The following is a 22,687-nucleotide window of genomic DNA, read 5'->3' as shown; positions in this document are numbered from 1 at the left end:
AAAGCACACGCTACGCATCCAGATGGAGAATGCAAAAAAAGCTGCCAAAGTGGGCAGCTTTTCTTAACAGATTCAATGACTACTTGACAATCTGATAGCGCAATGATTTACAGCGCCTACGAAACTATTGAGCGGAAATCCATGCTCAATCGCTGCCGTCACAAATCGTTTTGCTTTATTCACAGCCCCGAGAACGGATTCCCCTTTTGCTAATCCGGCCGTAATTGCAGCGGCGTAGGTGCAGCCGGCGCCATGGGTATATGAGGTATCAAGCTTCGGCGATTCTAAGAGTTCAAAACTCTTGCCATCATAAAGAATATCAACAGCGTTAGACAAACCGAGCTTTGCCCCGCCCTTAATCAGGACATACTGGGGGCCTAGACTGTGAATGCGCTTTGCCGCTTCTTGCATATCAGCTACTGAACTAATTTGCTTCACACCACTCAATTGTTTTGCCTCAAATAGATTGGGGGTGATTATGGTCGCAATAGGCGCTAGCTTTTCGCGGATACACGTTGCAGCCTGTGGATTGACCACCTCATCGGTTCCTTTGCAAACCATAACAGGATCAATTACGATGTTCCGGATTCCAGACTGCTTAATCTTCTGCGCAGCTAGAGAGATAATTTCAGCGGTAGGAAGCATGCCTGTTTTGACAGCGTCAACCCTAATTCCGGTTAGCACGGTTTCCAACTGTGCCGCCACAACATCGAGAGACAAAGGAAAAACCTCGTGAGACCAATTGTTATGAGGATTTTGCGCCACTAGAACAGTGAGAGCGCTCATCCCATACACACCATATTCTTGAAACGTTTTTAAGTCTGCCTGCATGCCGGCGCCGCCACTAGTATCTGAGCCGGCTATTGTCAATGCTTTTATCATATGTACTATCCTCCCAAATTAAATAACCATCCTCTATTAGCTTTCCACAATTGTACCAACCAAATTACTTGGTTGTCTACCCTGCTGAATTCGATTATTGCAATAGCCACGTGAAATATTACTATACTATGTTACACAAAAGCGGAACCTCGAGTCTTCTTTGACTCCTTCAACGGTTATGAGACATGGTAGGCTTAATACAGCATCGGTTAAACTATATTCTGCTTCAAGAACTATCAAAACAAATAAAACGGTAAAACTTATCCAGTAGGAGAATACAGAAAAGCTGTTGAATGTAGTGGGTAGGTATTTTTCAGTTATCGGGAGGCCCCATCATGGAAACAATGAAAATTGATGATTTTAGCAGATATACATTTTTGTCTGGCCTTAAGCATTCCCCAGATGGTAAGCATGCTTGCTTTGTTGCACATCAAATCAATATGGAAACAAATTGTTATCGCTCTAATCTGTGGTTACTGGAGATTGCTACCGAGCGTTATTTTCAGTTAACAGCCTTTGACTCGGAAAAAAGCTTTATTTGGCTCGATAATGAAAACATTCTATTCCCAGATATTCGGGATTCACAAGACCAGAAAGCAAAGGATGGCGGTGAATCGTTCACCCAGTACTATAAAATTAACATTCACGGCGGCGAAGCGGCAAAAGTTTTGCGAATTCCTAGGCAGGTAAACTCGCTCAAAGTGTTAAATGAAAACACGTATCTCTTTGTTTCTGACTATGATGCAAAGCAGCGAGACCTCGCTGCCTTAACAGACGAAGAAAAATCTGAAGAATTAAACACCCGCAAGGAGGAACAGGATTACGAAGTCATCGAAGAGATTCCCTTCTGGGCTAACGGCGATGGCTTTACCAGCAGGAAACGGCAAAGGCTGTATTTATACCACGTACAGTCTGGCAAAGTTGAACCAGTCACAGATGAGCATACCGCGGTCGAGGCTTTTAACCTTAACCAGACAAAAACCAAAGCCGTTATTGTCGCAAACCGATTTACTGATAAGATGTCTCTGGCAAATGATATCCTAATTTATGATGTAACAACAAACGAAATTAATCAGCTATGCGAACCAGCGAGAATACGCCACGATAGTGCACACTTTCTTGCCGATGATGTCATCATTTATACAGGCTCGAATATGAAATCCTATGGGATTAACGAAAATGCACTTTTTTTCATCAGGAACTTAGCTTCGCCAGCGTCGCATTGCATCACGCCAACGCTCGATACTTCAGTCACAAACTCGGTTGGTTCGGACTGTAGGTATGGCAGTTCAGATATTGAGCAAGTAGACCAAGACTATTTATACTTTGTCAGCACAGAAGGAGACAATTCCTTTATTAACAGGATTAGCCGCAGTGGAAAAATCGAGAAACTAACAACAGGTAATGGCTCAGTTGATGCCATTAGCATCAGCTCTGGCAATATCCTTTACGTCGGCATGAAGGTCAATAAGCTACAGGAGATATTCAAGCACGAAAACTCTGTTGAACAGCAGGCTACTAACATGAACGAATGGATACAGACAGAGAGACAGGTAGCAAGCCCGGAACAAATCAGTGTGGAAACCGAAGCAGGCGTAAGCATCGATGGCTGGGTAATCAAGCCGATTAATTTTGATGCAGCTAAAAAGTACCCTGCTATTCTTGCTATACATGGAGGGCCTAAGACAGTCTATGGCGCGGCTTTCTTCCATGATATGCAGTATTGGGCAAGCGAGGGATATGTTATTTTCTTCTGTAATCCGCGAGGAAGTGATGGTAAAGGCAATGCTTTTGCCGATATTCGCGGTAAGTATGGAACCATTGATTATGACGATATCATGAAATTCACCAATGCGGTTATGAAAAAATACAGCTTTATTGATCCAAAGCGAGTCGGTGTTACAGGCGGATCATATGGCGGTTATATGACCAACTGGATAATTTGTCACACGGATCGGTTTAAGGCTGCCGTCTCAGAGCGCAGCATCTCCAATTGGATATCTAAATTCTGTACAACTGATATCGGCTACTATTTTGTTGAGGATCAAATCGCCGCCACTCCCTGGAATAATCAAGAAAAGCTATGGCAACATTCACCGCTCAACTATGCGGATCAGGTAAAAACCCCAACCCTCTTCCTCCACTCTGAGGAAGACTACCGCTGCTGGTTGGCTGAGGGACTGCAGATGTTTACCGCACTGAAGTTCCATGGAGTGGAATCCCGCCTGTGCCTGTTTAAAGGTGAGAACCATGATCTTAGCAGAAGCGGAAAACCGAAGCACAGATTGAGACGACTGAAAGAAATTACAGAATGGTTTAACAAGTATCTGAAATAAGTAAACTGCTAGCGCATCTCGTGGAAAATACGGAGTACGTTAGCACAAGCCCCGCAATGCGCACGAGCGACACAACGAGCGGTTATTGCTTGAAGAAAATACTGCCGACAAAAATGTCGGCAGTATTTTCTTCTGCTTTATGAATTTTGTTGGTTACTTAGCTTGTTTTCCGCAGTAGAGCTTAGCCGGCTGTTGAGCTGTGCAATATGGCGATCCATATCCTGCGTCATTTGGTCGAACATGGTTTGAGCACCTTGATCGTCAGTAGATGCGGAAAATGCGGCGTACGTACCTTTCGCCGCTTCAGCAGCAGCGACAGCCTTTTCCAAGTCTTTCTTTACAGTCATATGCAACCTCCTACGAATTGAATATTTATTGATACGCTACTATTGTTTACAGTACATATCACTTTATAAGTGGAATAAATAGGAGATTGCATGTTTAGCAGTATTTCTAAATTTTGAGAAGTGACGCCAATAATTATTTAAGAATATTGGCAGCGATAACCATGCGTTGCGCTTGGTTTGTACCTTCATAGATCTGGGTAATCTTTGCATCCCGCATCATACGTTCTACAGGATACTCACGGCTATAGCCATAGCCCCCAAAGACCTGAACTGCATCTGTGGTTACTTCCATAGCCACGTCTGAAGCAAACAGTTTCGCCATTGCTGCCTCTTTCGCATATGGAAGATGATTAGACTTATTAAACGCTGCGCGATATACCAGAAATCTGGCTGCTTCGACTTTTGTGGCCATGTCGGCTAGCATGAAGTTTACACCTTGGAATGTGGCAATCGGTTTCCCAAATTGGACCCGTTGCTTAGAATACTTAATCGCCTCATCCAGCGCACCTTGCGCTAAGCCTAATGCTTGCGCCGCCACTCCAATCCGGCCGCCATCCAATGTGGTCATTGCAATCTTGAAACCTTCGCCTTCTTTACCAAGCAAATTAGCGGCAGGCACACGGCAGTCCTCCATAATGACCTCGCGTTGCACAGACGAACGGATACCCATTTTAGTCTCTTTCTTACCGAAATGAAGTCCATGAGTACCCTTTTCCACAATAAAAGCACTCATGCCCTTTAAGCCTGCCGCTTTGTCAGTTGCAGCAAATATAACCTCTATTTCGGCTTCTCCGCCATTGGTGCTAAAAACCTTGGTTCCGTTAAGGATGTAGCTATCGCCATCTCTTACTGCGATAGTGGACCCCGCAGCCGCATCTGTCCCGGCATTTGGCTCAGTTAATCCAAATGCACCTAATTTACAGCCTTCAACCAGCGGACGCAGGTATTTCTGCTTTTGATCTTCTGTACCATACTTGAAAATAGGCCACGCACAGAGTGATACATGAACAGATAGGCCGATACCCGTAGATCCGCAGACGCGAGAAATCTCTTCTACTGCGATAGCATAACTCAGAAAGTCGCTTCCCGCTCCGCCATATTCTTCAGGATAAGGCAACCCTAATATGCCAAGTTCCCCCATCTTGTCAAAAATTTCTCTCGGAAAAAGCTCTTTCTCATCTCGCTCTGCAGCACTTGGTGCAACTTCCTTAGCAGCAAAATCACGTACCATTCTGCGGATTTCTTCTTGTTCGGCGCCTAATACAAAATTCATGACTCTCCCCCTTAATCTTTTCTTGCTCATTCTATAGTAGACCAGTCGTCTACAACAGCTGTTTGAATATGGTGAACCTAGAGTTCACCATATTCTAGGGTTTCGGTATAATTCTGTCGATCGCAAAATCAATAAAATGATTAATCGGACTCAAATCGTTATTTACCTGCATTCGCACAAGGGCCCCTTCCCAGGAGGTATATAAAAACTCTGCCATAGCGTCGGCGCTATGATCAGAATTGATTTCGCCTTTCACCTGGCCTTCCTTTATACAAGCTGCAAATAACTCGGTCCATTTATCAAATTCTCGTTTGAGAGCGTCTCGCATGCAGGCACTGGGATCAGCAACCTCGGTCGCCAATTTTGCCACTAAGCAGCCATGACCGCAGCCGTTTAACGCATAATAATCACGAATTGCTAAGAAGTATTCTACAATTCTTTGTCTAGGAGAATAATTAGAGTCAGTTACTTTTTTCCTAATGGCATTAGCAAGCTGTTCACCATAATACTCGATAATGGCAACCCCAAAAGACTCTTTAGAATCAAAATAATGATAAAAAGACCCTTTAGGAACATCTACTGCTGCCAAAATTTCTTGTATTCCCACAGCATGATAGCTCTTGGCCAACATTGCTTTAGCGCCTGCTTTAATCAGTTTCTGTCTTGTATTTTTATCCATATTTAAATAATAGACCAGTCGTCTAGAAAAGTCAAATTATTTTAGAATAGAAGAACACCGGCGTTTTTATACCCGCCATACTGTCGATAAACCTATTTTTCAGGGCGTTCAGAAAGGTCCAGATACTAGGCGGCCCCGCGGGCCCAGCAGTGACGCGTACTATAGGGTACGCTAGCAATGGGTTCGCGGGGTCAACAACGTAGATGGGCGTTTTTGTGCCCGTGCTCTTCTATACTGTTATTGATGATGCGACAAATGGTTCGTTTCTTCCGCTGGCGAAGAATTAGTTTGCGCCGGATTCATCATCGTCTGCATTTCTGGATTTTTCATCATCTCGGCGCACTGTTTCATCATATCCGCCGTTGCCTTCGGATCTGCTGCCTTAGAATCTCCTTCCGGCATCATTGTTTGCATCATCTTTTGCATCTCGGGATTTTTCATCATCTCAGTGCACTGTTTCATCATATCCGCCGTTGCTTTTGGATCCATCTGTATCATGGCGGGAGCAGTTTTTTCAGCAGCGCTGGTAATCGGAAGTCCATAGGCTAGGCCAAAAGCGCCTGCAGTAATAAAGCCACCCAGAACAAACGTGGCAATTGTCTTTTTCATAGTGTCCCTCTTCCTTCTATCTTTATTGTTGCTATTTCCCATGTCTCAAGTATATCAAGCCAATATGAATAAACAATGAATATATTGTGATTGACTGATGTTGTTTTACATGGCAACGACTACACCTATTAGCCATTTTCTCATCATCTTCAGGCCCGCTTCGACTTCGAAAGCATCATTTACGCCGCGCACGTTTTGCTTTCGGTGTTAACGGTTTTCTGCTTCGCCACATCCACCAGCCCGCCGCTACTAGTGCCGTCAACAGTGCAGTTAATTGCGCTGCCTTTATACCGCCGATCATCAGACTGTCAGTCCGTAAGAACTCCAAGCCAAACCGAGCCAGTGAGTACAACACAAAATAAGCTAACGCAACTTGACCGTCGAATTGTTTGCGACGGAATATACGCAGTAATACGGCAAGAATAACCAAATCCAGACCTGCTTCCATTAATTCAGCCGGTACCAACGGCGCCGGTCCCCAAGCCTGATAGGCAGGTGTACCTGGATGATAGATTACACCATACCAGGCATCGGTTGGTTTGCCATACGCATCGCCATTGAAAAAACAGCCAATACGGCCTATGGCTTGACCTAAAATAAGGGCCGGGGCGGCAATATCGGCAAATCGCCAAAAGGAAAGCCCTTTACGGGTGAAATACCACCATGCTAATAGTGCATTAGCAGCTACTGCCCCCTGAATAGATAGACCACCATCCCAAAACATTAGTGCGTGCAGTGGGTTATCTACATATTGCTGCCATGAAAACATTACCTCCCATAGCCGGGCGCCGATGAAACCCACCATCACTCCGTATATCAGATATTCCTGCAGCATCTCTTCGCTAAATTCACTGTTCTTCGCCAGCCGGGTTGCTAACCATAGTCCGGCAAGAATACCGAGGCCTACCAGCAGACCCCAGGCGCGAACCTCAAATCCGTTTATACTAAATAGTATCGGATACATACCGTTCCTCCTTGTTATGTGGATGTCTCAACCTTCTGACTTGATTTTACCAAGACAATGTGATGATCTTATGAATAAACTTTGAATAACCTCTGCTATTTAAAAAGGAAGGGGCCGTCTACATTCACTGGCACGGTCTTGTAATACCTAACGACCAGGATGGACCAGGTAAAACTATCAAACCCGGTGAAAAGTACTCCTACTCATTTATAGTGAGCGAATCGGGAACATATTGGTACCATTCTCACTATCGGCCTGTACTTGACCAGGTTGACAATGGTTTATATGCTCCAATTATCGTCAAGGCTCCGGAAGACGATAAATACAGCGACGACCATATCTATGGTGTTAGATGACTGGTACCTTGACACAAACGGCAATCGCCTCAAAGGTACAGCCAGAGGTGCTATGGAGCGCTTGGGAATATCGAGACAGTGAACGGAAGTCTGGTTCAGCAATTCAACCTTAGTCATGAAGAAAGGCGAATTGCACAAGCTTCGTTTTATTAACGCATCGACTGCGGCTGTTCATACTATCAAAATATCCGGGCACCGTTTCCGCGTTACCCATACCGACGGCCATCCTTTGTCACAGCCGTACGAGACGGATGTGCTAACCTTATCGCCTGGCGAACGGCTTGACGCTGAAGTGGCGGCAGTGGCGAAGTAGGCCTAGCCTATACAATAGAGAGCGACCGAAGTGAACTAGGCATTAAAATTCCTATGCAATACCAACAAGGGGAAGTTGCCTCTGCAACATCACCTTTTGTCGCACCTCAACCGAAAGGGTTTGCCGGCATTGAGAACCGGATACCTGACTTTACGCTTGACCTAAATTCAGTAATGGACATGGCGTCTCATAGTGTTATCTCTACGCCTGCCGCTCCAGCGGGCGGACATGCGGGACACGGAGCACCGGCTCCAATTGTAACCAATGAAACACAGATGCAGGGCGGCATGCGTTGGACCATTAACGGCAAGTCGTACCCTGATGTTGCTGCGTTACAGGTCAAGCTTGGACAAATTGTTAAAGTTCGGATTATTAATAATGACGTAAGCACGGCTGAGAAAATGGACCACCCTATCCACATTCACGGCACTGAATTCCAGATTGTATCCCTAAACGGCAAAGCACCTGAACGAGAAATGTGGAAAGATACCGTTAATGTACCTGCCGGCGAGTATGTCGATATTGCCTTTACAATGAATAACCCTGGCACATGGATGCTTCACTGCCACATCCTTGACCACGAAGATGGTGGTATGATGACTACTGTTGTAGCTAAATAAAGGGAATCACAAGTAAGAAACGAGATATTCGAAGCCGACGAGGTTCGAATATCTCGTTTCTTTTCTTTGGATCATAAACCAGGCGTCAACTCGCGAATCACTTCACACCAGACTGCGCTTTCTCACAAAAAATTTCATAACATCTCTATAAACCTTTCATTATATATTCATATCTGTACTTTATGATATAGATAAAACGAAACTATTCTGGGGCCAAACATAATACAAGGGAGTGAAACGCTGTGAACTTCGCTCAACATCAGGACACCGATAACGCCATAATAGATGAAATTCGCCACTTGGTTCAAAGCATTAACCAGTTAGACCAAACAAAGCGCTTTGACGAAAGCGACAGGTTATATCAGCAACTAGAAGCAAAACTTCAAGAGTATATGCAAACAAAGAAGCTCGAAGGTTATGCATTGGAAAAGATAATTTGAACAGGAAGAACCCATTCCATATTATAGAACAAAAGAGCTGCGTTATTGGGCAGCTCTTTTGTTTATACCTTAAATTGTTTAACAGCGCCTTCCAGTCCAGTGCCATTTGTGCTAGCCGCTGACTAGATGCTGCCATCTCCTCCATTGAGGCCGACTGTTCTTCAGTGGCTGCCGAAATTGTCTGGGTCTCGGCGGTAGTATGCTTGCTTACACGATCAATTTCCCGCATAGAAGCAACGACGTGCCCGCTGTTAACGGCAATTTTCTCAATCGCTAATGCAATCTCGCTAACCTGCTCGGATACTTTTTCAACGAAAGATGCGATTTCACCAAACGCCTGCCCAGCGTTATTCACTACTTTGGTACCAGTCTTAACCTCGCGCGTGCCGTTCTGCATAGCCGCTACAGCCCGCACGGTATCCTCCTGGATTTCGCCGATCATAGCGGCAATTTTCTTTGCCACCGCTTCTGATTGCTCGGCCAGTTTACGTACTTCCTCTGCTACCACATGACAATCAGTATGTTGGAGAATGCCACCTTGTGCAAGAAAAAATGAAAAGTCGCCGTCATTTCAACTGACTGGCGACAAAAAACTAAGAAAAGGGGCCATCTAAAAAGCAAGATGCTTTTTAGATGGCCTCCTGCACTAACTCTTATGTTGGTTATTGTTGGGGGGCAGCTTTCATCATACCTTGGCCCATCATGCTCGATCCGTTCCCACCCATTATGCCGCTGTTCATCATCGAACCCATTTGCGTCATGTGGTCATTCATACTTTTTGCCTGTTCAGGCGTCAAGACGCCATCTTTGACGTGTTGTTCGACCATTTGCTGATGAAACTCGCCCATTTGGGTCATATCCATGCCTTGCCCCATCATCGATTGGGGAGCCGGTGTTGCTGCCAAGGCGAACGATGCCCCCATCACCACTACTAATGCGGCAATCCCAAAAATCCAACTTTTTTTCATGATCTTTTCCTCCACATTTATTTGTAATTTTTATTTCAGCCCATCATAGCTACTGCTTTGCTGACTAGCCTATTTTTGCGCTTTCCTACTATTCTATCGCTCCTTTCATTTGTAGTATACTGTATAGCATTTGAATATCTTATGAAGAAGTTATGAGGCTTTTGTGACATTTTCCTTAGCCGTAAAAAAAAGATTGCTTTCGCAATCTTTTTCATTCCTATCATTTTTTACTCTGTTTGTGTCTCGCCCGCCTTAATTAAGCTAGAATGGGGCCAGTGGCAGATAGTAAGTCTATTTTTTCATCTGGCGAAAAATGCGAAAAAACAAATATACCGTCGCCCCCAAGGCTACAAACAACAGCCAATATCCGGTGAAGTGAATTTGATGCTGGATCGGCCCTATCCCAGAATGCATCATGATCGCTGAAGTGAGGAGCATACTGGCAATTATCAAACTGTAGGCAATCCGGTTTATGGATTTGTCCAATTTCTCCCCGATAAAATCCATGCCACTAATGGACAACGGTATTTTCTTATCCCCGCGAGTAACACCGGAAATAAAGGCCGGGAGTTCGGAGAACAGAATCCGTAGCTTTTTCTTAACATCAAGAGCATTCGCCAGTAATACTGTTTCACTGGGCTGTGGTAGAATATTTTTATGTAGAAATTCTTCGATGATCGGCCGTGATATATCTAGAAAATTAACCTCCGGGTCAATCTTACGCGCATTTCCTTCAGCAATGGCAAATGCTTTACCCAATAGCAACAGTCGCTCCGGCATACGGATGCCGTGCCTTTGCGAAATCTGCATCATCCCAAAAATCATTTTGCCCATCTCTACTTTTCCCTGAGCCATGCCTTGAGATACAAAAAGCAATTCAGCCATATCCTCATAATAGTTTTGCCAGTTCGTATTACCTGAGGATTCTCCCATTTCCAGCGCCACGTTCATCAGTGCTTCTACATCGGTATTTTGTATCGCGGTAAAATTCTCTACTAATCGTTCAGTCATTCGCGGATCAGTACGCCCAACAATGCCAAAATCGAGATAGACTATTTCTCCTGTTGGGGTTAGGCGAATATTACCGGAATGCGGGTCACCATGAAAGACACCGTGCAGTAAAACCTGACGCAGAAAACTTTCCAGAAACTTACGCGCCAGTTCCCTACGAACCGTCAGGTCTTGTTTTATTGCCGCCTCCTCAATACTAATTCCCTCTATAAACTCCATCGTTAAGATGTTCTCGTTGCTGAGACGCCACTCTACCTGCGGCACACGAGCTAACCCTTCGCCACCCAGCAAGCGGCTGAACATCTGGATATTGCCGGCTTCTACGGCAAAATCAATTTCCTTGCGAAGCGAATGAGAAAAAATTGCGAAACTATTTTCTATATCCAGCAATTTATACACTTCGGGCTGGTCAGCTAAAAATCCAACGATTTTTTGCAACACCATTAAATCGAGTTCAATCTGATTGATAACCTCCGGTTTCCGGACTTTAATCACGACTTTACGCCCATCCTGTAAGATGGCCATATGAGCCTGAGCAATGGATGCGACCCCCAGCGGCTCCGGCTCAATAGATACAAACCATTCTTTGTAATCCGGCAAGTTTTCCGAGATTACTTCTTGTATGCGCTCAAACGGTACCGGAGTCACTTGCTCCTGCAGACGTTGTAAGGCATCGGTCACAAATAGCGGCACAATATCCGGCCGACTGCTAAAAAATTGGCCAAGCTTAATAAAAGTCGGCCCCAACTCTTCCAGCATCGCTGGTAGCGTTTGAACCAGACGCCGGAACTCCTCACTTTGAAGTGTTTTTTCCAGCGCAGAGGCTCTACTCCAGGAATCGAAGGTAAAAAACCGCCGCAACCCTAAATCTTTTACTAAAAAACCAAACCCATACCTGACAAACACACTCGCAATATGACGGGCTCTCGCTCGCACCGCATCGTCTCTATGCCATAGAGCCATTTCCACACCTCCATCAGACAGTTATATATGTTCATTATAACCTTATATGTTGCATTTTGAAAACACGATAGTCACTAAGTTAAAAATTGTAACAAATCTCACTATTCGCAACGGGATGCAAAGGACTTCTGGTATTGAAGCACGTGGCCTCTACCCCGCAGCTACCGGCTGACCATACCCAACAGTAGGAAGTTATTAGTCTAAAGACAGCAAGACCTCAGAAGTGAATTCCCTATCAGCAAGTATAACTGAAGCAAAACCTGAAAAGCTATTATTGTTGGGCTACTCTAGCTCAATAAATGCGTACTCAGGAGGCCGCTATGAAAGCAAAAAAGCTGTATTACTCTATCCCCATCATTACTATATTCCTCATTGCGTTGCTCATTACTGGCTGCACCGAGCCACAGAAAAAGCCTGATCAATCACCAGTAACACCATCGCCGCAAATAGATATGATGGGTCAAGGCGATCCGTCAACCATGATGAACAATAACCCCGAGGCCATGCAAAACGCTATGTCCGCCCCCGAAAACCGCCAAACTATGATTAATGCGATGGGTTCACCACAAATGCAGACCGCGATGACAGATATGATGCAAGACCCCGCCATGCAGAAGAACATGGCGCAAATGATGAGCAAACCCGAAACCCGAGGATCAATGGTCAAGATGATGTCTGATCCAGCTATGCGCCAAGCTATGACGGACATCATGGCTGATCCTGCCATGAAAGCCACCTTTAAATCCATGGTTAAAGATCCCCGCTTGGCTCCTATTGCCAGGGAAGCGCTTAATCAATAGAAAATGCAAATGCCAGACATACATATCTCAGGCAAAACAACCCCCGCTTTTAAGCCGTTCGACTTGGAAGCGGGGGTTGTGTTCCACTACTCACTAGAAAAAGATTACTGTGATAGCCTATTAAAGCGTGTTTCAAAAAACACGCAACCATAAAAAAGGGAGGCTGTTAGAAAATGCCCAGATGTTGTTGCATATGCGACTACAAACATCGCTGTGGTACATAAGCGTAGTAGCATCACTAGGAACAGCGAGGCTTGCGCTACGTTGTTATTTATGCGACGTAACAGCAATTGTTACTGACTGGTTTGTTAGCATCACCGCGTACAAAAGGTACGCAAGCAAGCAAACGCAGTCGTGATTGCGCAACTCTTGGCGCTTTAGCGCTATAGAGTTGGCGGCATGCCCCTTGCAGGTACAACGCAGATGGGCGTTTTCTAACAGCCTCTATTATGCAGAGCGAAAACTGCTGACTACATTTTAGTAAATAAAGACCCCGGAAACCAGGCTTTTGCCGTTCCGAGGTTAAACTTAGGTTGTCTATCTATCATGCCTCTTCTGTATTTGCAGAAGCTTCGTCTTCTGATTCTTTTCCTTGTCCCATGCGGGAAACCAGATAAATCGCAATTCCGGTAGCAGCTAGCGCTCCGATAATTGCTGGAGTGGTGATATATTCTTTAGGCAGATACTCATATAGACCAATCAAGCCAAATGCAATAAAAATCAAGGCTGCGACCCATTTAACTGTTCGTTCGGGGATGCGCTTCCCAAGTACGATGCCAACAATTATACCGATACCGTCTGCAACCATCATACCTGCAGTTGTCCCCATCCAGACCGGAAGGACCGTATTAAACTGAGCCGCTAATGCTATTGTCGCCAATTGGGTTTTATCGCCCATTTCCGCAATGAAGAATGCGATGGCGACAGTCCAAAATGGGCTGCGGTGGTTAGCCTTTTCCTCTCCAGCTAGTTCATCGCCACGGATTGTCCAAAGTCCAAATACGATAAAGGAAGCTGCTGCCGCAATTTGAACGTAACTCATAGGCATAAACTGAGTGATGTAATTGCCAACTATGACTGCGAATAGGTGGTTTAGGACGGTTGCGACAAAAACGCCCCACATAACCGTCTGCCAGCGAAAGCGGGTCGCAAAGGCCATTGCTAGAAGTTGAGTCTTATCTCCCATTTCCGCCAAGACTACAAACGCCAAAGAAGTGATAAACGCTACCATTGAATAATCCCCCTTTTGTTTATATCCAGCAAGTCCTGTGCACCACTGGCATGCAATCGCTTCGCTCATGACAAAATAAAAAAGCGAGACGATTAGCCAGGCACACTACTGCCGTGGCTAAAGGTCTCGCTAGTTGGTTATTCCAACGATAAGGCCAGGTGTCTCCACCAGTATGTTGACCCTACCAATAAGCTACTCCCCTTTAGAAGTATCTTTATTATACCGTAATAACAGAGTTTGTCAACTGTTTATTCCTTTTTTTAGCAGACCAAAATACACCATATACCCTTTTTTCGTTTTGTCTTGTATAATAACTAGGTACACTCATTCTGAAGGAGAATCTTGATGAAACTACGAAAAGGGCAAATCGCACTAACACTTGTTTGCATTATTCTCGGTCTTATGCTTGCTATTCAGTTTCGTACCACTGATGGGAATCTCCCCCTACAGTCTCAGCGGGCGGAAGACTTGACGCGACGTTTGGCTCAGGTTGACCAGGAACGAACGACATTGCAAAATGAGGTTCATAAATTACGCAGCGGCGTAACCTCTTCCGCTGATGCGGAACAGATTAAAGCAAAAGCCGGCTTCACTCGTATAACAGGGGCGGGAATTCAAGTTACCATGGATGACCGTGGCGTCAAGTCTGGCCCTGGAAAAAACTCCGAGTTGTATTTAATCCGTGACAGCGATATTTTGCTCGTATTGAACGAGTTAAAAGCGGCCGGCGCAGAAGCCATCAGCATAAACGGACAGAGAGTCATCTCGACGACAGAGGTCCGAAACGCAGGTCCGGCGATTGTCGTCAACAATATTGCTATCTCTTCACCAATTGAAATTAAGGCCACAGGTGACCCAGCGATGCTGGAAAATGCATTAAAGATTCGGGGCGGAGTAATTGAAACCCGCCAAATATGGGGTATCCAGATTGCAGTTACCAAGCAACAGAACGTAGAAATCCCGATGTACAAAGGCCCACAACGGTTTAACTACGCAAAACCCGTAAAGGAAGGTACACTATAATGTTATTGCCGGTTGCCGGTGTTGTGGTCGGATTTATTATTGGACTTTTATTCGAAATCCAAGTGCCTATTGCATACGCGAAGTATACATCTGTAGCGCTACTGGCCTCGTTAGATTCCGTATTTGGTGGTATGCGGTCAGGAATCGAAGGGAACTTTGATAATACAGTATTTATCACTGGCTTCTTCACTAATGCATTGCTAGCTTCTGGAATGGTTTACATCGGAGAACGAATTGGAATTGATTTGTATTATGTTGCGCTGTTAGCTTTCGGATTGCGCGTGTTTCAAAACATCGCGATCATACGACGGAATCTTCTTAGCAAGTGAACTTCACGAAACAATTTTACGGAAACAAAAAATGGGCCGCCCTCTATCAGTAGGACAGCCCATTTTTATCGCCTAATACTAAGCCTGCTATCTCGCCGTGATTGCGACAGCATAAGTGCAACCGATACAAAAAAGTCCGCACCACTTTGATGTGGTACGGACTTTTTTTATAAGCTTACAAGATAGCTTGCGCCTTATCTTTTTCACACGGCCTCATCGTATTCTAGTTACAATGAGTTGCCTCCACCGTCTTTGGATCAACTGTCTTCGACTTTCCGTCAGGAGTTGTCGTCTCAATGCATTGTGTCGACGTTTCCCCAGCTGCCTTTGGGCCCACCTCACGCGTCATACCTGGCGCTACTTTTTCAGCAGCGCTGGTAATGGGCAGTTCGTATACGAGACCAAAGGCGCCTGCTGTAAGCAGTCCACCCAGAACGAATGTGGCAATTGTCTTCTTCATGTTATCCCTCTTTTCATTATATTTATCTAAGCTAGCTCTACCTCTGATGACTTAATTGTAACGACAGACTGCGAAGACTCTCTTAATCTTTACATCGCCTTCTCCTCCTTTGTCTCATCCTTTTTAGTCATCATTTTCATCATCACAATGTGCATCAGTGGGCACAGCAATAGCATCATATAACCAGCTATTGTGGAATAGCCTAATCCTTTAAGGAGAAATGCCAGACCTAATGGTACCAAGCAGCAAACCAGCATCATTACCATGTGTTTCATGCTGCTTCCACCAGAATTGCCATGGCAGGAGGGCGTTTTTTTCTCTTCCATTTCAATCCCCTATCTATGCCTGTGTAATATGCATGAAGGCATGACACAATCCCATACGGTCAGCCTCAATGCGGATAGTATCATCTGCTGGGTCTTTGTATATATCGGTTGTTCATTTTCAGGTTTTGTGTGTTGATCCATATTTCCTCCGAGAGGAGGACCGGGGAATCCCCCGGTCGCACTGTTTTACTTAATGATTATGACCCTGCAACTGAACACTCACCTGTTTAAGAGCTTCAAGAGCGGTAGCGATTTTAGCCTCAGCAGACTTTTGATCTGCAAGAGAAGCATTTACGGCGCCGTTCACATCGGTTACACTCTTCTGCAAAGAGTCTTTCATCCGGGCATCGGTAACGTGGACGATCAGACGGTCATTCGTTTTCAGCGCTTCGGCCGCGATAAGCTTCGCTTCCGCCCATTTACCTTCTTTCACCATCGTCCCAGTATCCTTTAGCTTACGCTCTAAGTCTTGCGCGATTGGCTGAACATCTTCCTTCGGCATCGAACTGGCAGACTTAGCAGCCGTTGAGGGGGCAGACTTAGACGTCTGCTTGTCGCTGGAACCACACCCAGTGGCTACAGCCAGCACCAAAATCGCGACCAAAGATAGCAGGATCAATTTTTTGTTACGCATTACATCCATCTCCCTTATATTTCGTTTATTATTTGTTTACCTTTGTTTGAGTAGAAACGCTTAATTACTTACTGTTTTGCTATCCGACGGCGCTGTTGGCACTTTATTATGCCACGCGTAATAAATACATGGCAGCAAGATCAGTGTCAAGAACGTCGAGGATACTAAGCCACCAACAATAACAAGAGCCATCGGTCTTTGCACTTCAGCGCCGGCGCCTGACGAGAAGAGCAGCGGGAACAGGCCGATCCCGGCTACTGTGCAGGTCATGATAACCGGTCGGAAACGATCCATAGCTCCGTCAATAACGGCTTCCTTGATAGGCTTTTCCTTAGACAATTCGGTTATACGATCCAGCATCATAACACCATCTTGCACTGCAATGCCAAACAAGGCAATAAACCCTACAGCCACCGCTACATTGAAGTTTGTGTTGGTTAGGAAAACTGATGCAATGCCGCCAACTAGCGAGAAGGGAACATTCAACAGAATCATGACCGCGCCTTTCACTGTGCTAAACGACATAAACAGCAGCATGAATGTCATCAAGATCACGGCCGGAATAACGATGGCCAGTCGGGCTTTGGCGCGTTCCTGGTTTTCATATTGACCAGCCCACTTATAGTAAAATCCCGGTGGAAATTCCACTTGCTCATTAATCAGCTTGTTTGCTTCTTCGACAACGCTTCCAATATCGCGATCTCGGGTATTCAGCTGTACGAGAGCCCGATACATTCCGTTTTCGCTACTGATCATGGACGGGCCGTCAACAACTCTAAACTCCGCTACCTCGCCGAGCGGCACATAAGCCCCAGGACTCACGGCACCAAATGCAGCAGCGCCGCCTCCCATGCCGCCACCCATTCCGCCGCCCCCACCGGCCGCTGCTTTAACTCCGCCAGCGCCAGCAATGGGGATAAGGATATTCTTCATCGCATCGATATTTTCGCGGCTATCCCGATTAAAGCGCACCAGGATGTCGACCCGCTTTTTCCCCTCGATGGTGGTCGTCGCAGACCTGCCGCCAACAGTTAGCTCAATGGCGTCTTCTACGTCACTGATACTTAACCCATAGCGAGCAACCTTTGCACGATCAATATTCATTTCCAGATATGGCGCCCCCAGAATGCGTTCAGCGAGTAAGTCACTAACACCGGGAACGGTGGATAATACTTTTTCAACTTCTAGTGCCTTTTGCTGTATAACATTAATATCGTCGCCGAATATCTTGACGCCCAGTTCAGTTCTGATCCCGGTCGTCAGCATGGCTAGTCTGCCTGCGATTGGCTGGGTAAACGCCAGATTTAATCCAGGCAGATTAGCTAATTTGCCCATCATATCTAGTTCAATATCTGTTTGCGTATAGCCAGGTCGCCACTGATCTTTCGGTTTTAATGTAACAATCGTCTCAATCATGCTGATTGGCGCCGGGTCCATGGCTGATTTGGCGCGCCCCACCTTACCGACAGACATTGCCACTTCCGGAATTTCCATGATGAGCAGATCCATCTTTTTCGCCGCCTCAGTTGCCTCTGTTAATGAAACCGATGGCAGCATGGTCGGCATGACGAGGATACTGCCTTCTTCCAGTCTAGGCATAAACTCTGTGCCGATGAATGGCACCAGCGAAAAGCTGACAAGCATCATCACAAGAGCGAAGCCCATCGTCAGTTTGCGGTGCTTAATGGCTGTTTGCAAGATGGGCAAGTAGGTCTGATTCAGCTTCTTAACAACCCAGGTTTGTTCTTCTTTGATCTTGCCCCGCAGCAATACAGTACATAAAACCGGAATCAGAGTAACTGCTAAGATGAGCGAACCCGCTAAAGCGAAGGTTTTGGTCCATGCCATCGGATTGTACATTTTCCCCTCTGTCCCAGTCAGCGCAAAGACGGGGAAAAATGTCACGATAACAACGCTCAGTGAGAAGAAAAGCGGTCCCGCTACCTCTTTTGACGCTTCTAAGGCTACGTCAATAACACTGCGCCGGCCTTGATTTTCCGCCAAATGCCGATAAATGTTCTCGACCATGACAATGGCAGCATCTGTCATAACCCCGATACCGATGGCAATACCACCTAATGACATCAGGTTTGCCGAGAGGTTAATGCCTTTCATTAAAATAAAGGCGATCAGGATGCCGATGGGTATCGCGCTCGTAACGATAATACTTGCACGTAAGTTGCCCATAAATAGCAGCACGACTAAGAAAACCACGAGGAACTCTTCCGTGAGAGCCTCAGTTAAGGTACTAACAGCCCGTTTTACCACACCGGTCTGATCATAGAAGGGTACGATTTTCATCCCCTCCGGCAATGACGGCTGTATCTCGGTGATCTTCTCCTTGACGCGGTCAATCACCTGGAGCGTGTTTTCATTCGCTTGCTGGATCACGATGCCGCCGGCCGCTTCATTGCCAAACTTGGTTAGGACACCTCGACGGGCATCCGGCCCCAGCTCAACACGGGCGACATCCTTAACAGAGACCGGTATATTGTTGTTTTGCGTAATGACGATGTTATTGATGTCTTCAAGCGATTCAACTAAGCCTAAACCACGGATGACAAACTCTTGGCCATTTTGCTCCACCACTTTAGCGCCCACATTGGCATTGTTGCTAGCGATGGCGCTATATACCTGACCGATGCCAACGTTGTAGGCTCTGAGTAAGTTCGGATCAAGATTGACTTGGTATTGCAGGACATAGCCGCCGATACTGGCAACTTCCGCCACCCCGGTAACAGAGCTAAGCTGCTGTTTTAAAAAGAAATCTTGGGTTGTACGGAGTTCAGCGAGGTTGTGACTGTCACTTTCAAGGGTATACATGAAGACCTGGCCCATCGGCGTGCTGACAGGTCCAAGGGTCGGTACTACGCCTTGCGGCAGATTCGGCAATGCCTGCTGCGTCTTTTCATTGACCACCTGTCGCGCAAAGTAGGGGTCAACCCCATCTTCAAAAATGACAGTTACTAGTGACATTCCAAATCCAGACTGTGATCGAATTTCTTTCACCTTCGGCAACCCTCTCAGAGCGGTTTCCAAAGGATACGTGATTTGATCTTGGACTTCCTGCGGTCCACGTCCCATCCAGTCGGCATAGACCAGCACCTGATTTTCGCTTAAATCTGGAAATGCGTCTATGGGCATGTCTTTTAAGACAAAAGCGCCGTAGGCGATGATGAAGACAGTCAGTGCGATGACAACTGCTCTATTACGCAGCGATAATTCTACTATTTTATTAATCATCGTTCACGCCCCCTAGTGACCGCTATGGCCGCTGTTTACATTGGTCTGAGCGGGTGGCGCAGACTGTGGCGCGTTGGCCGGAACTGTCTGTTGCGGGGTACCCCCTCCGGATTTACCACTTCCATGACCAGCGTGGCTGCCATAGGCTCCAAGCTGGGTCTGCGAGTCGATCAAGAAAGCTGCCTTTGTTACGACCACATCGCCCGAGTTAAGTCCTGATAGTACCTGAATAAATCCGTTAGACTCCTGACCAATGACAACGTCGCGTTTTACAAACGTCGACTCGTCTTGAGCGATGAAGACAATTTTTCTAAGACCTGTGTCGATAAGGCTAGAGGTAGGAATGACCAGACTCTCATTAAGTGACGATTTGATGGCAGCACTGGCGAACATATTCGGTTTTAGTTTTCCATCTGGATTACTAAGTTCTACCCGGACTTTGGTTGTACGGGTAGCATCATCGATGATGGGAGAAATGAAGCTGATCATACCAGAAAAGGTCTGTCCGGGATAGGCTGGCGTGGTTACTGCTACTTCTTGCCCCAGTTGAATACTAGCAATATCTCTCTCATACACGTCGGCATACAGCCAAACGGTAGACAAATCTGTCACGCCAAACAGTTTTTCCCCTGCCATGACATATGCGCCCGCAACAGCTAGCTTTTCAGTGACAGTCCCTCCGAACTGAGCCCGAATGATCATTTGCCTATTTGATTGACGCGTGTGCTCTAGATGCTCGATTTCCCCAGATGACACACCGAGAAGGTCGAGCTTTCTTCTCGCTGCCTGCAGGAGTTTGGCATTGGTCTGATTCATTTCTGGACTGATATTTTTCAGTTTTTGTACCGTCTCTAGAGCAAGAATATATTCTTCCTGCGCGGCAATGTAGTCAGTGCTATAAACAGCGGCCAAAGCTTGCCCCGGAGCTACGTAAGCTCCGTCTGCGTTGACATAGAGTTCATCGATTCGACCCATGATTCTTGATGTAAGGTACGCTTTGCCTGTTTCATTGACGGCAACCTTGCCAGTTGTCCGGATGTTTTTTGTCAGGGCTTTCTTTTCTACTTTGGCTGTTTGAACCCCAGCCAACTGCCTGGCTTTTGCATCTAGTGTCACCTTGTCGCCGACAATTGCTGACGGGGCGCCAGTTTGATGGGAGCTATGGCTCGCCGTTGGTGCTTGTTTAGGATTCATGTATTTATAGGTACCGTAGCCCCCTGCCGCGAGTACAGTTACAGCGACACCGGCGATGATCAGTTTTCTTGCCCGTTCCTTCTCAAGCATCGTATCTACTCCTTATTTGCCATTTCCAATTTGGGCGCTTCAGGGGCCTTACCGACGGCTTTTTCTAAGTTAGCCATTGCTTTTTCGTATTCGACTTTTGCTTTATAAAGAGCGAGTTTGGCGTTTCGTAGGGTATTAACCCCTTCGAGCATATCCATCATATCCACTTTGCCACTGCCATAGCCGACAATAGCGGCCTGATATGTCGCCTCAGATTGCGGAATCACGACTTTTTGATACAGCTCGATTTGACGCCAGTAAGCCTGCGCATCGGACAGAGCCATCTGAATGTCCATTGCCTGCATATTCTTCATGTTTTGCAACGCTGCTTGAGACGCCTCCAGATTGGAGTTCGCGGACTTCACTTCCGCTTGGTTTTTGTCGCCCCAGAGCGGAATCATCGCCATCACTCCGATGCTCCAGGTGCTGGGTTGTCTAGTAGTGACATCAGGGCCCGGCATCCCCCCCATGCTGGGGTCGGCTGGGCCGGCCGTAGTCATTGATTTGTACGATTTACGGCCGAGACTCAGTTCAAAATCTGGATTGCTTAGTCGTTTCGCCAGATCTACACCGTTTTTCGCCATTTCGACCTGTTGTTCCATACCGCGAACGGCTGGCCCTGAAAGTGATTGTTTACTGAGAGTATCAAACGTCTGAGTTGGTGCGGTGGTTCGGAAAACTTCTTTTACACTGAGCGGTGCGTTGGCTGAACGCCCCATCAGTGTATTGACTTTGCCGCTGGCGGCAGATGCCATCGCTCCCATGCTAGCAATCTCCACATCCATTTTGGATACTTCTGTCTGTGCCTTCAAGGTGTCCTGAAGGGCAACCATGCCGGTTGAGTAGTTTATTTGTGCTAAATCTACTAGTTGTTTCATGAGCTGTTGGTTCTCTTGCATGATTTGAACGGCCTGGGAATTATACAGATAATCGTAGTACGCCTGTTTAACCTGTGTAGAGATGTCGAGCTTCTTCGCCTCATATTCAGCCGCGCTCATCGCAGCGTCACTCTCGGCCATCTTGCCCATGGCATCGAGTTTGCCGGGATTCATGAATTCCTGGCTTAGCGTGTATTCAGTCATCATTCCGTCTAACGGATTGAAAGAATTGGTCGGAATATCGTCTTTCATGATACCTAGCTTGGGATTCGGCAGAGCACGCGCCAAGGGGACGCGGTTCTGCTTCTCCTCCCAGCGTTTTTGGGCCTCGGTAATCGCCGGGTTGGTCTTTAGAGCTGCTGCCAGAACTTCATCTAGCGAAAGCGGCGCCTGCGCCGCCAGCGAAAGACCTGTCGCATTAAAAAGTATGGTAATTACCGTTAACGTTAAAATTAATCCTCTGTTTTGCATATTCAGCCTCCATTACAGTATGTCGTGTTCTCACAGTGTTCGCATTCGCCCTCACTCTTGAATGGCAATAACCCGCTTAACGAAAAAGAACAGTGCAGCCACATTCACTATCAAAAGCAGCCCCATCATTATTGGACCCCTCCTAGTTTTTAATCTATAGTCAGTATAGCGAAAGAATATAGGTTTCTTATGAATGAATTATGAAGATTGCGTGAATATAGGTTTTTTTTCAAAAAAGTACTGATTT

At 46.2% G+C, this 22,687-nt stretch carries 22 protein-coding genes and 1 pseudogene; 7 read left to right on the top strand and 16 right to left on the bottom strand.

Annotated features, from left to right (window positions below; genetic code table 11):
• Positions 1–72 precede the first annotated feature (72 nt).
• Positions 73–882 (bottom strand): pyridoxine/pyridoxal/pyridoxamine kinase, encoded by an 810-nt coding sequence (gene pdxK, locus AXX12_RS17115; protein ID WP_066245374.1) that lies wholly within the window; start codon positions 880–882, stop codon positions 73–75.
• A gap of 335 nt (positions 883–1,217) precedes the next feature.
• Between pdxK and AXX12_RS17110 the strand changes: the two genes are divergently transcribed.
• Entirely contained in the window at positions 1,218–3,218 is a 2,001-nt protein-coding gene (locus tag AXX12_RS17110; RefSeq protein WP_066245372.1) for an alpha/beta hydrolase family protein, read from the top strand.
• Positions 3,219–3,355: 137 nt separating this feature from the next.
• Here AXX12_RS17110 and AXX12_RS17105 read toward each other — a convergent pair whose 3' ends face one another.
• The 5 genes from AXX12_RS17105 to lgt form a co-directional block, all read right to left on the bottom strand.
• Positions 3,356–3,565, bottom strand: a complete 210-nt coding sequence (locus AXX12_RS17105; RefSeq protein ID WP_066245371.1) for a DUF1657 domain-containing protein — start codon at positions 3,563–3,565, stop codon at positions 3,356–3,358.
• A 133-nt stretch (positions 3,566–3,698) separates the two neighbouring features.
• Entirely contained in the window at positions 3,699–4,838 is a 1,140-nt protein-coding gene (locus tag AXX12_RS17100; RefSeq protein WP_066245369.1) for an acyl-CoA dehydrogenase, read from the bottom strand.
• 94 nt (positions 4,839–4,932) lie between these two features.
• Positions 4,933–5,517: a TetR/AcrR family transcriptional regulator gene (locus AXX12_RS17095; RefSeq protein WP_074431397.1), complete on the bottom strand. Its 585-nt coding sequence runs from the start codon at positions 5,515–5,517 to the stop codon at positions 4,933–4,935.
• A gap of 237 nt (positions 5,518–5,754) precedes the next feature.
• Entirely contained in the window at positions 5,755–6,126 is a 372-nt protein-coding gene (locus AXX12_RS17090; protein ID WP_066245367.1) for a hypothetical protein, read from the bottom strand.
• A gap of 175 nt (positions 6,127–6,301) precedes the next feature.
• A complete protein-coding gene (gene lgt, locus AXX12_RS17085; RefSeq protein ID WP_066245366.1) occupies positions 6,302–7,090 on the bottom strand; it encodes a prolipoprotein diacylglyceryl transferase in 789 nt (262 codons plus the stop codon).
• Positions 7,091–7,182: 92 nt separating this feature from the next.
• On the opposite strand from lgt, the gene AXX12_RS20255 reads away from it, so the two are divergent.
• The 3 genes and pseudogenes from AXX12_RS20255 to AXX12_RS17075 all read left to right on the top strand — a co-directional run bounded on the left by AXX12_RS20255 (position 7,183) and on the right by AXX12_RS17075 (position 8,379).
• On the top strand, positions 7,183–7,446 hold the full coding sequence (locus AXX12_RS20255; RefSeq protein ID WP_082816953.1) for a multicopper oxidase domain-containing protein: 264 nt from the start codon (positions 7,183–7,185) through the stop codon (positions 7,444–7,446).
• A gap of 112 nt (positions 7,447–7,558) precedes the next feature.
• Positions 7,559–7,759, top strand: a pseudogene (locus AXX12_RS17080) (cupredoxin domain-containing protein); the annotation flags it as partial.
• Between the two features lie 53 nt (positions 7,760–7,812).
• The gene (locus AXX12_RS17075; RefSeq protein WP_066245362.1) at positions 7,813–8,379 is read left to right on the top strand and encodes a multicopper oxidase family protein; all 567 of its coding nucleotides are present in this window, start codon (positions 7,813–7,815) and stop codon (positions 8,377–8,379) included.
• Positions 8,380–8,691: 312 nt separating this feature from the next.
• On the opposite strand, the gene AXX12_RS17070 is transcribed toward AXX12_RS17075, so the two are convergent.
• The 3 genes from AXX12_RS17070 to AXX12_RS17055 form a co-directional block, all read right to left on the bottom strand.
• A complete protein-coding gene (locus AXX12_RS17070) occupies positions 8,692–9,327 on the bottom strand; it encodes a methyl-accepting chemotaxis protein (RefSeq protein ID WP_066245360.1) in 636 nt (211 codons plus the stop codon).
• Positions 9,328–9,481: 154 nt separating this feature from the next.
• Positions 9,482–9,787 carry a DUF2680 domain-containing protein gene (locus AXX12_RS17065; protein ID WP_066245358.1) on the bottom strand — a complete coding sequence of 102 codons (306 nt, stop codon included), beginning with the start codon at positions 9,785–9,787 and terminating at the stop codon, positions 9,482–9,484.
• A gap of 291 nt (positions 9,788–10,078) precedes the next feature.
• Positions 10,079–11,761, bottom strand: a complete 1,683-nt coding sequence (locus tag AXX12_RS17055; protein WP_066245353.1) for an ABC1 kinase family protein — start codon at positions 11,759–11,761, stop codon at positions 10,079–10,081.
• Between the two features lie 320 nt (positions 11,762–12,081).
• Between AXX12_RS17055 and AXX12_RS17050 the strand changes: the two genes are divergently transcribed.
• Positions 12,082–12,561 carry a hypothetical protein gene (locus tag AXX12_RS17050; RefSeq protein WP_066245351.1) on the top strand — a complete coding sequence of 160 codons (480 nt, stop codon included), beginning with the start codon at positions 12,082–12,084 and terminating at the stop codon, positions 12,559–12,561.
• A 544-nt stretch (positions 12,562–13,105) separates the two neighbouring features.
• Here AXX12_RS17050 and AXX12_RS17045 read toward each other — a convergent pair.
• Positions 13,106–13,792 carry a TMEM165/GDT1 family protein gene (locus tag AXX12_RS17045; RefSeq protein ID WP_066245349.1) on the bottom strand — a complete coding sequence of 229 codons (687 nt, stop codon included), beginning with the start codon at positions 13,790–13,792 and terminating at the stop codon, positions 13,106–13,108.
• Positions 13,793–14,137: 345 nt separating this feature from the next.
• Here AXX12_RS17045 and AXX12_RS17040 point away from each other — a divergent pair, with 345 nt between their 5' ends.
• Complete coding sequence (locus AXX12_RS17040) at positions 14,138–14,815, top strand: DUF881 domain-containing protein (RefSeq protein WP_231881941.1); 678 nt, start codon at positions 14,138–14,140, stop codon at positions 14,813–14,815.
• Positions 14,815–15,144 carry a small basic family protein gene (locus tag AXX12_RS17035; RefSeq protein WP_066245345.1) on the top strand — a complete coding sequence of 110 codons (330 nt, stop codon included), beginning with the start codon at positions 14,815–14,817 and terminating at the stop codon, positions 15,142–15,144. Before AXX12_RS17040 ends, AXX12_RS17035 begins: the two co-directional genes overlap by 1 nt.
• A gap of 223 nt (positions 15,145–15,367) precedes the next feature.
• On the opposite strand, the gene AXX12_RS17030 is transcribed toward AXX12_RS17035, so the two are convergent.
• From AXX12_RS17030 to AXX12_RS17005, 6 genes are all read right to left on the bottom strand, one after another.
• Positions 15,368–15,604, bottom strand: a complete 237-nt coding sequence (locus AXX12_RS17030; protein WP_066245343.1) for a hypothetical protein — start codon at positions 15,602–15,604, stop codon at positions 15,368–15,370.
• Between the two features lie 89 nt (positions 15,605–15,693).
• Positions 15,694–15,879 (bottom strand): DUF2933 domain-containing protein, encoded by a 186-nt coding sequence (locus tag AXX12_RS17025; protein ID WP_066245710.1) that lies wholly within the window; start codon positions 15,877–15,879, stop codon positions 15,694–15,696.
• 241 nt (positions 15,880–16,120) lie between these two features.
• Complete coding sequence (locus AXX12_RS17020) at positions 16,121–16,564, bottom strand: hypothetical protein (protein ID WP_066245341.1); 444 nt, start codon at positions 16,562–16,564, stop codon at positions 16,121–16,123.
• Between the two features lie 60 nt (positions 16,565–16,624).
• Positions 16,625–19,807, bottom strand: a complete 3,183-nt coding sequence (locus AXX12_RS17015; RefSeq protein WP_066245339.1) for an efflux RND transporter permease subunit — start codon at positions 19,805–19,807, stop codon at positions 16,625–16,627.
• Positions 19,808–19,819: 12 nt separating this feature from the next.
• Positions 19,820–21,091, bottom strand: coding sequence for an efflux RND transporter periplasmic adaptor subunit (locus AXX12_RS17010; protein WP_066245337.1), 1,272 nt, complete (start codon positions 21,089–21,091; stop codon positions 19,820–19,822).
• A gap of 5 nt (positions 21,092–21,096) precedes the next feature.
• On the bottom strand, positions 21,097–22,440 hold the full coding sequence (locus tag AXX12_RS17005) for a TolC family protein (RefSeq protein ID WP_156478711.1): 1,344 nt from the start codon (positions 22,438–22,440) through the stop codon (positions 21,097–21,099).
• Positions 22,441–22,687 lie beyond the last annotated feature (247 nt).

Source organism: Anaerosporomusa subterranea (assembly GCF_001611555.1).
Taxonomy (GTDB): domain Bacteria; phylum Bacillota; class Negativicutes; order Sporomusales; family Acetonemataceae; genus Anaerosporomusa; species Anaerosporomusa subterranea.
The sequence above is the reverse complement of the archived record's forward strand: the minus strand, read 5'-3'. Positions and strand labels throughout refer to the sequence as shown.